The organism is Bradyrhizobium sp., from assembly GCF_049798375.1.
In the GTDB taxonomy this organism is placed as follows: domain Bacteria; phylum Pseudomonadota; class Alphaproteobacteria; order Rhizobiales; family Xanthobacteraceae; genus Bradyrhizobium.
The window spans coordinates 1-10,139 of sequence record NZ_JBARGP010000590.1 but is presented as its reverse complement, the minus strand read 5'-3'; the positions used below and the strand labels follow the sequence as shown (position 1 = coordinate 10,139).

The window sequence follows — 10,139 nt, the reverse complement described above, 5'->3', positions numbered from 1 at the left end:
CGTCGAGCGCCATGCGGTTGCGGCGAAGCGTGGTCTCGGTTTCGGCGCCGCCGACGATATAGTCCCAGGCGTTCTGGTTGAGCTGGGCGCGGGCCTTGCGGATGAACTCGTGCAGGTTCTGGAATTTCTCGTCGCTGGCACCAAGCTCGACGTTCTTCCGCTCACTCATCGTTTCCTCCGGACCTTGTGGTCTTCGTGTCTCGTTATCGCCTACCGTTTCCGGTTCAGTCACGCCATCGCAAAATCGCATGGCTCTTATTGGCTGTCGCGGTCGGGCGGCGGTTGGCTTGCTGGGGCAGAGCGGAAGCGGGCGCCGCCGGACCGGGTGGGCGATCAGGCGGACTTGATCGCAGCGGGCAGCGAATCGCTCAATAATCTCCGCCGGTTGGGGCAATTTTGCCTTGAAATCGGGCAGCCAACGTCCATGTGGTCTGGTCAATCGGGGTAAAACTCAGTCTTGAAGAAACCCGAAAGGTATTGTGTGCTTGAGGGCCGGGATTAGGCTGGTGGTTCGGCCTCAAGCTTCGTATTTATCGATCAGGACGCCAACAGGCTCGGGAAGCGGACGCAATGCAGAAGAAATGGTTGTTCCTGGTGGGGTCGCTGACCGGTGCCTGCCTGGCCATGCTGGTGACCGACGAAGGCGAGCATTTGGTCGCCCGCGCCAAGGCCGCCGCGGGCGTGGCGGACACCTACTCGCAGCTCAATTTGTTCGGCGAGGTCTTCGAGCGGGTCCGCGCGGACTACGTCGAGAAGCCGAGCGACACCGCGCTGGTCGAGGGCGCCATCAACGGCATGGTCACCTCGCTCGATCCGCATTCGCGCTACATGAACGACAAGGCCTGGCGCGAGATGCAGGAGACGACGTCGGGCGAGTTCGGCGGCCTCGGCATCGAAGTCACGATGGAAGAGGGCCTGGTCAAAGTGGTGGCGCCGATCGACGACACGCCGGCCGCCAAGGCCGGTCTTCTTTCGGGCGACCTCATCACCAAGATCGACGGCGATGCCGTGAAGGGGCTGACCCTGGAGCAGGCGGTCAACAAGATGAAGGGTGCGGTCAACACCAAGACCAATCTCACCATCCTCCGCAAGGGCAAGGATGCGCCGTTCGATGTCGCGATCACCCGCGAGGTCATCAAGGTGCGCCCGGTGCGCTACCACACCGAAGGCAACGACATCGGCTACATCCGCATCACCTCGTTCAACGAGCAGACCACCGACGGCCTGCGCAAGGCGATCGCCAGCATCGCCAAGGACATTCCGCAGGACAAGCTCGCCGGCTACGTCGTCGACCTGCGCAACAATCCCGGAGGCCTGCTCGATCAGGCGGTTTCGGTGTCGAGCGCGTTCATCGCGCGCGGCGAGGTGGTGTCGACCCGGGGCCGCAATCCCGAGGAGACCCAGCGCTTCACCGCCAAGGGCGGTGACCTGATCAAGGGCAAACCGCTGGTGGTGCTGATCAATGGCGGCTCGGCATCGGCCTCGGAGATCGTCGCCGGCGCGCTGCATGATTACAAGCGGGCAACGCTGATCGGCACGCGCTCGTTCGGCAAAGGCTCGGTGCAGACCATCATCCCGCTCGGCACCGGCAATGGCGCACTGGCGCTGACGACGGCGCGCTACTACACGCCTTCAGGGCGCTCGATCCAGGCCCAGGGCATCGAGCCTGATATCGAGATCAAGCAGGACGTGCCGGCCGAGCTGAAGGATCGCGTCGATATCCGCGGTGAGGCGTCGATGCGCGGCCATCTGTCCTCCAGCGATGGCAAGGAGGAGACCGGCTCGCAATCCTACGTGCCGCCGGAGGAGAAGAACGACAAGGCGCTGGACGCGGCGTTCAAGGTCCTGCGCGGCGTCACGGTCAATGCGGACGTCCATTCCAAGGAGGCAGTGCCGAACTGAGCCGATTGGCAGCGGTCCCATCTGGGACGGCTGCGCTAGGCCACCCCCGATAGCGCCCGTCGGCCGGCGGATTTGGTGGCGAACAGCGTCCGCAGCTCGGCGGCTGGGCGCGCCGGGCTGAACAGATAGCCTTGCATCTCCGAGCAGCCGAGCGTCTGTAGCATCGCGCGCTGCGGCTCGGTCTCGACGCCCTCCGCCGTGGTGGTCATGTTGCGCACGGCGGCAATGTTGACGACCGCCTGGACGATGCTGGCAGAGCTTTCGGACGCCGTGATGTCGTTGACGAAGCAGCGGTCGATCTTGATCTTGTCGAACGGGAAGCGCTGCAGATAGCTGAGACTGGAATAACCGGTGCCGAAATCGTCGAGCGCGATCCTGACGCCGAGCGCGCGGAGCTGGTGCAGGATGGCCAGCGCGATTTCGTCATCGCGAATCAGCACGGTTTCCGTGATCTCGAGCTCGAGCCGGCGCGCCGGCAGGCCGGAGGCGGCGAGCGCGTGGGCGATCTTGAGCGCCAGCGTGCCGCTCTTGAACTGCACCGGCGAGACGTTGACCGCGAGCCTGATGTCATCGGGCCAGGTCGCCGCCTCGGCGCAGGCCACGTTGAGCACCCATTCGCCGAGTTGGTTGATCAGCCCGGTATCCTCGGCGATCGGGATGAATTCGGCCGGCGAGATCGGGCCGCGCTTCGGGTGCCGCCAGCGCACCAGCGCCTCGCAGCCGGAGATGCGGTCGTCACGCAGGCTGAGCAGCGGCTGATAATAGACCTCCAGCGTGCCTTCGGCGATCGCCTGCCGCAGCTCGGTTTCGAGCTGGTGGCGCGCCTTGACCTGGGCGTCCATGTCCGGCTCGAAGAACCGCCATGTGTGGCGGCCCGCGGCCTTGGCCGCATACATCGCGAGGTCGGCATTTTTCAACACGTCGTCGAGCCCGGTGCCATGCTCCGGGATCAGCGCGATGCCGATCGAGGCGTCGGCAGGGATCAGGTGGCCGTGACATTCATGCGGCGTGCGGATCGCCGCAAAGACAGTTTCCGCGAGCCGGGCGGCGTCGTCTGATGACCCGAGCTCGGTCTGCACGATCGCGAATTCATCGCCGCCGAGCCGGGCGACGAAGCCGGCATCGCCGATGCAAGCGCGCAGGCTTGCAGCCACCGACTTCAACAGCTCGTCGCCGATCAGATGGCCGAGCGAGTCGTTGACGTCCTTGAACTCGTCGATGTCGATGTAGTGCAAGGCAAGGCGGCAATCGGGACCGAGTGCGGCCAGCTCCTGCTTGAGGCGCTCGTGGAACAGCGCCCGGTTCGGCAGGTCGGTCAGCGCATCGTAATGCGCAAGATGGGTGATCTGCTGCTCGGCCCGCCGGCGCTCGGTAATGTCCTCATGCGTGGCGAGCCAGCCGCCGTCGGCGAGCGGCTCGTCGACGATCTGGACCCAGCGTCCGTCGGGGGTCTCGATCACCTTGGTTTTGGCACGCCCGATATTGTTCAGCACCGATGCGACATATTCGTCCACGTCGGCGGCCAGCGATCCGCACGCTTTGCGGTGGGCGATCAGCTCGCGGAAGCTGCAGCCGGGTTTCACGACCCCGTCCGACAGGCCATACATCTCGATGTAGCGCTGGTTGCAGATCACCAGGCGCTGCGATGCGTTGAACAGCAGCAGCCCCTGGGTCATGTTGTTGACGGCCTTGTCGAGCCGGAGCTTCTCCAGCGTCAAGCGCTCCTGCGAGGCCCGATGATCCGCGACCAGGCGGCGAACCACGAGATACAGCATGATGGTGATCAGAATGATCGAGGCGGTGCCGACCCCGATCAGGAAACGCATATGCTGGTGCCAGTCGTCGAGCGCGGCCGAGACCGTCGTCGTCGCCGTGATGATGATCGGCAGATCGCGCAGCCGGTGAGCGGCGCCGATCCGGAGCTCGCCATTGGCCGGGCTGGTGAAGACGCCGGAGGCGATGCCATCATGCGCGCTGATCTCGCTGAAGGTGAGGCCGCCGCTGAAATCGCGGCCGATCAACTCGTCGTCATGGGGGTAGCGCGCGAGCAGCGTGCCGTCGCTATGCATCATCGAGATGACGGCATCCTGTCCGAGCGCGACGGACGCGAAGAAGCGCTCGAAATGGATCGGCTCGAAGCCGCGTCCGATCACGCCGAGAAATTCACCATGCGGACCCTTCAGCCGCAGTGCCATCACGGTGGTCCAAGCGCCGGAAAGGCGGCTGTGAACCGGCTCGACCAGGATGTCAGATGACGACGGATCGGTCGCGAAGGTCTTGAAATAGGGGCGGTCGGCCACATTGACCGTCGGCACCGGCCAGACGTTCGAGGAGTTGAGCAGATTGCCCTTGGTATCGAACACCGTGACGCTGCCCAGATAGGAGAGGGCGCCGACCTTCGCAGTCAGCATCGCATGGACGTCCTGGCCGGACATCCGCTGCCGAAAGCGTTCGCTGGTCTCGATGCCCGAATTCCTGACAAACGCGGCGACGTCCTGCTGGACGGCGCTGAGATCCTCCAATTGCTGGTCATAATGCCGCGCCAGCAGCAGCACCGTGTTCTCAAGCTCGCGTCGGGCGGTGTTGAGCGCACGCTCGCGAAAGCTGTCAGCCACAACAGTGGTGCCGAGCGCGATGGCTGCGATCAGGGTAAGACCGCCGGCGATCAGCCAGCGGACTGGTCCGTTACGGCCCGCAAAGCCGCGCAGGGCTGGTGTCGAGATGCCGTCTTTGGTCATCGGTCCAGAACGCTGATGTGTAGCACTTACGAAACGACACGCTCGTGGTTGTACGGAGTGTCCGCCACACGTGATTACCAGCCTGGTATGGAGGTGAGGTTAGCAAGCTCGGTTAATGAAGCGCTAATCATGGCTGAGTGGCCAGCGATGCGCTGCGTCGGCGGCAGGTGTCAGGCGCGATAACGGCCGGATTTGCCGCCGAGTTTCTCGACCAGATGGATACCGTCGATGCGCACGCCGCGCTCGACCGCCTTGATCATGTCGTAGATCGTAAGGCAGGCGACGGAGACCGCCGTCAGGGCCTCCATCTCGACGCCGGTCGGGCCGGTGACCTTGACTGTGGCCTGGACGAGGCAGCCGGGCAGCGCAGCATCCGGCGCGATATCGACTGTCACCTTCGACAAAGCGAGCGGGTGGCAGAGCGGGATCAGCTCGGAGGTCCGCTTCGCAGCCATGATGCCGGCGATGCGTGCCGTGCCGAGCACATCGCCCTTCTTGGCATTGCCGGAGAGGATCAGCTCAAGCGTTGCCGCGGTCATGATGACGCGGCCTTCGGCGATGGCAATGCGCTCGGTCGAAGGCTTGTCCGACACGTCAACCATGCGCGCTTCGCCCTGCGCGTCGATATGGGTGAGGACGGGGCGCTCTGCCATCGATGTGCTGCTATCAACCGGCCGCGCGTGCCGAAGCGCTGTCGCGCGCGAGCAGCGCACGCGTCGCAGCGGTGACGTCGGCCTGGCGCATCAGGCTCTCGCCGACCAGGAAGGTCTTGATGTCAACGCGCGACAGCCGCGCCAGATCGGCCGGGGTGAAGATGCCGCTCTCGCCGACCAGCACGCGATCCCCGGGGATCAGCGGCGCCAGCGTTTCCGAGGTCGCCAGCGTAGTCTCGAAGGTACGCAGATTGCGATTGTTGATCCCGATCATCGGCGAACGCAGCTTCAGGGCGCGGTCGAGTTCGGCGCGGTCATGGATCTCGATCAGCACGTCCATGCCGTTGGCGATCGCGGCGGCTTCGATGTCGCGCACGGCACCGTCATCGAGCGCCGCCATGATGATCAGGATGCAGTCGGCGCCATGGGCACGGGCCTCGACTACCTGATAGGTGTCGAAGATGAAGTCCTTGCGCAGCACCGGCAGCGAAGTGGCCGCGCGGGCCGCCACCATGAAATCGAGATGGCCCTGGAACGAGGGCGCATCGGTCAGCACCGACAGGCAGGCGGCGCCGCCGGTCTCATAGGCCTTGGCGAGCGCGGGCGGATCGAAATCGGCGCGGATCAATCCCTTCGAGGGCGAGGCCTTCTTGACCTCGGCGATCAGCGCGTAGTCGCCCTTGGCATGCTTGGCGCGGATCGCCTGCACGAAACCGCGCGGCGGCGTGGCGGCACGCGCCAGCGCCTCGAGCTGCGCCAGCGGATGCGCGCGCTTGGCGGCTGCGATTTCCTCGCGCTTATAGGCTTCGATCTTGGTCAGGATATCGGACATGTCGCACGCTCGACCGCACTGATTTCAGTTGTTGGAGATGGCGATCAGTTGCTTCAATCGTGACAGGGCCGCACCGTTGTCGAGCGACTCCCGGCCGATCGCCACGCCTTCCCTCAGCGTCTTAGCACGACCGGCGACCAGTAGCGCCGCCGCCGCGTTCAAAAGCGCGACATCGCGATAGGGGCTCGGCATGCCCTCGAGCACGCTCATCAGCGCGGTGGCATTGGCCTCGGCGTCGCCGCCCTTCAGCCCTTCGGTGCTGCAGCGGGGCAGGTCGGCCTCATCAGGCGATATCTCGAAAGTGCGGATCGTGCCGTTCTCGAGCGCGGCGACAAAGGTCGGGCCGGTGAGGGTGATCTCGTCGAGGCCATCGGAGCCGTGCACGACCCAGGCGGCTTCCGAGCCAAGGTTCTTCAGCACCTGCGCCAACGGTTCGACCCACTGCCGCGAGAACACGCCGACCATCTGGCGCTTTACGCCGGCAGGATTGGACAGCGGGCCGAGCAGATTGAAGATGGTGCGCGTGGCGAGCTCGACGCGGGTCGGGCCGACATTCTTCATGGCCGGATGATGCGCCGGTGCGAACATGAAGCCGATGCCGGCTTCCTTCACGCAGCGACCCACGTCCTCGGGCCTGAGGTCGATCTTGACGCCGAGCGCGGCCAGCACGTCGGCGGCGCCGGAACGCGAGGACAGCGCGCGATTGCCATGCTTGGCGACCGGGATGCCGGCGCCTGCGACGACGAACGATGCACAGGTGGACACGTTAACGGAGCCGGAGCCGTCACCGCCGGTGCCGACGATATCGACCGCGTTGGCCGGAGCGTCGACCCGGATCATCTTGGCGCGCATAGCGCTCACCGCGCCGGTGATCTCGTCGACGGTCTCGCCGCGCACCCGCAGCGCCATCACCAGCGCGCCCATCTGCGACGGCGTCGCTTCGCCCGACATCATGCTGTCGAAGGCGCTCGCGGCTTCCTCGCGGGACAGCGTGGCACCGGTGGCGACTTTGCCAATGATCGACTTGAGATCGTTCATCGCGTGCTTTCAAAAATTACTGGTTACTGCCGACCACCTGAGCGACGGCGGCCTCGTTGATCGTGGTGCCGATATCCTTCTCGAGCTTGGCGACGTACTGCGCGCTCTGCTCCTGGCCGAGCGATTGCTGCAGCGTCTCCTTCAGCTTCTTGACGTCTTCCGACGCCAGATCGACCGTGGGCGTCGTGATGTCGGTGACGCGAAAGACGATCCATTGGCTGCCGCCGGCGGCTTCGGTCTGGCTGGCGCTGTCCTTGGCGGTGCGGAATGCCGCGGTGACGACGCCTGTGGGCACGCCGGGCAAGGTCGCGTTGCGCTTGAAGCTCGCAGCGGTCTCGACCTGAACGCCGACAGAAGTGGCCTCGTCGGCGAGCTTGCCGCCGTCATTGAGCTTCTTCACGAGGTCAGTTGCCTTTGCGCTCAGCCGCGCCGCAATCTCGTCCTCGCGCCAGCTTGCGGAGACCTGATCCTTGACCTCGTCGAGCGTGCGGTCGCGAGGCGGGGTGACGCCAAGCACCTCGTACCAGACGTAGCCGCCACGATAGGAGATCGGCTCGTTGTCGACGCCGACGTCGCTGTTGAAGGCCTGCGCGACCACGTCGAGGCCGGGCGGAATGTTGCCGGCCGCCTGGCCATTAGGCTGATGGCCGGACCGGTCGACCGAATCGAGGGTGATGGCGGTGAGCCCGAGCTTCTTGGCCGCTTCCGCAACGCTGGCGCCGCCGCCACGCTCATCCTCCATCTTGTCGCGCAGACTCGAGACCTGGGTCCGCGCGCGCTCGGCCGCGATCTCCTTTTTGAGATTCGCGGCGACGTCCTCATAGGTCGGCTGGTGGCCCGGCTGGATCGCGCTGACCTTGACCAGCGCAACGTTGAACTGGCCCTTGACCGGATCGCTGACCTCGCCCGTCGGCAGCGAAAAGGCCGTGTTGGCGGTCGCAGGGTCAAGAATCTCGGATTTGGTCACCAGGCCGAGCTCGGTGTCGGCGGGTGTGAGTTTGCGCTCCTTGGCCAGATCATCGAACGTGATCTCGCCCGCCGCGATGCGCTTGCGCGCGGCCTCGGCTTCCTCGACCGTGGGGAAGGTGATCTGCTGTACGTCGCGCTTTTCCACCGTCCCGAGCTGGTCCTTCCGCTGGTCGTACAGCTTGCGGGCGTCCTCGTCGGAGACATCGGTCCATTTGCCGATCTCCTCAGGCGTCACCACGACGAAATCGATCTTGCGATATTCGGGCGCTTTGAACTGCGCCTTGTGCTGATCGAAATAGGAGGCGAGCTGCTCGGGCGAGGGCGCATCGATGGTGCCGGCCTGGGCCGCCGTCAGCTTGATGTATTCGATCGAACGCTGCTCGTTCTGGAAGCGCGTCATCGCCTCGAGCTGGGTGTTGGGCGGTTCGAGGCCGGCTTCGATCGTGCCGGCGATCTGCCGACGCAGCGACACCCGGCGCTGATCGGCGAGATAGCGCTGCTCGGTGAAGCCATAGTTGCGGATGATGGCCTGGAAGCGCTGGGCGTCGAACGCGCCGTTTGCGCCCTTGAAGTTCGGGTCGGTCAGGATCACGCGCATGGTTTCAGCGTCGGACTGGCTGAGGCCGAGCCGGCGTGCCTCTTCATCCAACGCGGCTTCCGCGATTGTCTGCTGCAGCACCGAACGGTCGAGCCCGAAGGCCCGCGCCTGATCCTGCGTCAACGGACGTCCGTACTGACGCCCAATCTGCTGCAAGCGGTCGGTGTAGATTTGGCGGAACTCGTTCACCGAGATCTCGGTGTGGCCGACGGTCGCCACCGTCGACTGGCCGAAGCCGCGGAAGATGTCGGCGATGCCCCAGACGCCGAAGCTGACGATCAGCACGCCCATGACCACCGCCATGATGGTCTTGCCGAGCCAGTTTGATGAGGCGTTGCGTAATCCTCGAAGCATGGGTCCAATCTTGTCGTCAGGAGGGGAGGACGCGCCTTAAAGCAGATTCCGCGAAAGGGCGTCACCGAGTTGAAATGGCTTATAAAGAGGCCGTCGTCCGCTCGCAACCTCGCCTCTGGCCCAAGAACAAGCCAAAGAACAAGCCAAAGAACGGGTGGCGGCCCGAAGCGCTGAACGGCCGCAGCGCTCTGGTGCTGGTCGGCCGGGTCTGCTAGCGCATCGGGCTCCGAGTCTCAACGTCCGCTGGAATTTCGCCATGACCGATCACATACGGCCCCTGATCGCCGGCAATTGGAAAATGAACGGGCTGAAGGCCTCCTGGTCCGAATTCGAGGCGATGCTGGCCGGCAGCTCCGAGGTCTCGGCCAAGGCCGACCTTTTGGTGTGTCCGCCCGCGACCCTGCTGGCGGCGTTTGCCGCCAAGGCGACCAAGGCCGTTGCGGTCGGGGCCCAGGATTGCCACACCAAGGCTTCCGGTGCTCATACCGGCGATATTTCCGCGGAAATGCTGGCCGACGCCGGCGCCAGCGCCATCATCGTCGGTCATTCCGAGCGGCGCGCGGACCACGGCGAAACCGACGCCATCGTGCATCAGAAGACCGAGGCGGTCTGGCGCGCCGGGTTGACGGCGATCGTCTGCATCGGCGAGACCCAGGGCCAGCGCGACGCAGGGCAGACGCTCGATATCTGCGGCGGCCAGCTCGAGCGGTCGCTGCCGGCGGCCTCCAAGGCCGACAACCTGGTCGTGGCTTATGAGCCGGTCTGGGCGATCGGCACGGGCTTGACGCCGACCGTGCAAGATGTCGAGCAGGTCCATAAATTCATCCGCGATCTGCTGGTGCAGCGCTTCAAGGACGAGGGCGCGCGCATGCGCATCCTGTATGGTGGCTCGGTGAAGCCGTCCAACGCCGCCGAACTGATGGGGGTCGCCAATGTCAACGGCGCCCTGGTCGGCGGCGCCAGCCTGAAAGCGGCGGATTTTCTGGCGATTGCCAAGGGCTGTTAGCACAGGTCGACCCATCCCATCCAATTCTTCCGAACTTTCCTCAAGCCAT

Annotated in this window: 7 protein-coding genes and 1 pseudogene; 2 read left to right on the top strand and 6 right to left on the bottom strand. The window is 64.9% G+C overall.

Translation table 11 applies throughout. The features are described from left to right. Positions 1 to 169, bottom strand: a pseudogene (locus WA702_RS23780) (alpha-hydroxy-acid oxidizing protein); the annotation flags it as partial. Between the two features lie 401 nt (positions 170 to 570). Here WA702_RS23780 and WA702_RS23775 point away from each other — a divergent pair. Beyond that, positions 571 to 1,902: a S41 family peptidase gene (locus WA702_RS23775; RefSeq protein ID WP_425113001.1), complete on the top strand. Its 1,332-nt coding sequence runs from the start codon at positions 571 to 573 to the stop codon at positions 1,900 to 1,902. 35 nt (positions 1,903 to 1,937) lie between these two features. Here WA702_RS23775 and WA702_RS23770 read toward each other — a convergent pair whose 3' ends face one another. From WA702_RS23770 to WA702_RS23750, 5 genes are all read right to left on the bottom strand, one after another. Next, a complete protein-coding gene (locus WA702_RS23770; protein WP_425113000.1) occupies positions 1,938 to 4,640 on the bottom strand; it encodes a bifunctional diguanylate cyclase/phosphodiesterase in 2,703 nt (900 codons plus the stop codon). A 170-nt stretch (positions 4,641 to 4,810) separates the two neighbouring features. Next, positions 4,811 to 5,293 (bottom strand): cyclic pyranopterin monophosphate synthase MoaC, encoded by a 483-nt coding sequence (moaC, locus tag WA702_RS23765; RefSeq protein ID WP_425112999.1) that lies wholly within the window; start codon positions 5,291 to 5,293, stop codon positions 4,811 to 4,813. A gap of 13 nt (positions 5,294 to 5,306) precedes the next feature. Then, positions 5,307 to 6,125 carry an indole-3-glycerol phosphate synthase TrpC gene (gene trpC / locus WA702_RS23760; protein WP_425112998.1) on the bottom strand — a complete coding sequence of 273 codons (819 nt, stop codon included), beginning with the start codon at positions 6,123 to 6,125 and terminating at the stop codon, positions 5,307 to 5,309. A gap of 24 nt (positions 6,126 to 6,149) precedes the next feature. Continuing rightward, complete coding sequence (gene trpD, locus WA702_RS23755; protein WP_425112997.1) at positions 6,150 to 7,163, bottom strand: anthranilate phosphoribosyltransferase; 1,014 nt, start codon at positions 7,161 to 7,163, stop codon at positions 6,150 to 6,152. A 16-nt stretch (positions 7,164 to 7,179) separates the two neighbouring features. Beyond that, a complete protein-coding gene (locus tag WA702_RS23750) occupies positions 7,180 to 9,084 on the bottom strand; it encodes a SurA N-terminal domain-containing protein (protein ID WP_425112996.1) in 1,905 nt (634 codons plus the stop codon). Between the two features lie 256 nt (positions 9,085 to 9,340). On the opposite strand from WA702_RS23750, the gene tpiA reads away from it, so the two are divergent. After that, positions 9,341 to 10,090 carry a triose-phosphate isomerase gene (gene tpiA / locus WA702_RS23745; RefSeq protein WP_425112995.1) on the top strand — a complete coding sequence of 250 codons (750 nt, stop codon included), beginning with the start codon at positions 9,341 to 9,343 and terminating at the stop codon, positions 10,088 to 10,090. Positions 10,091 to 10,139: the final 49 nt, after the last annotated feature.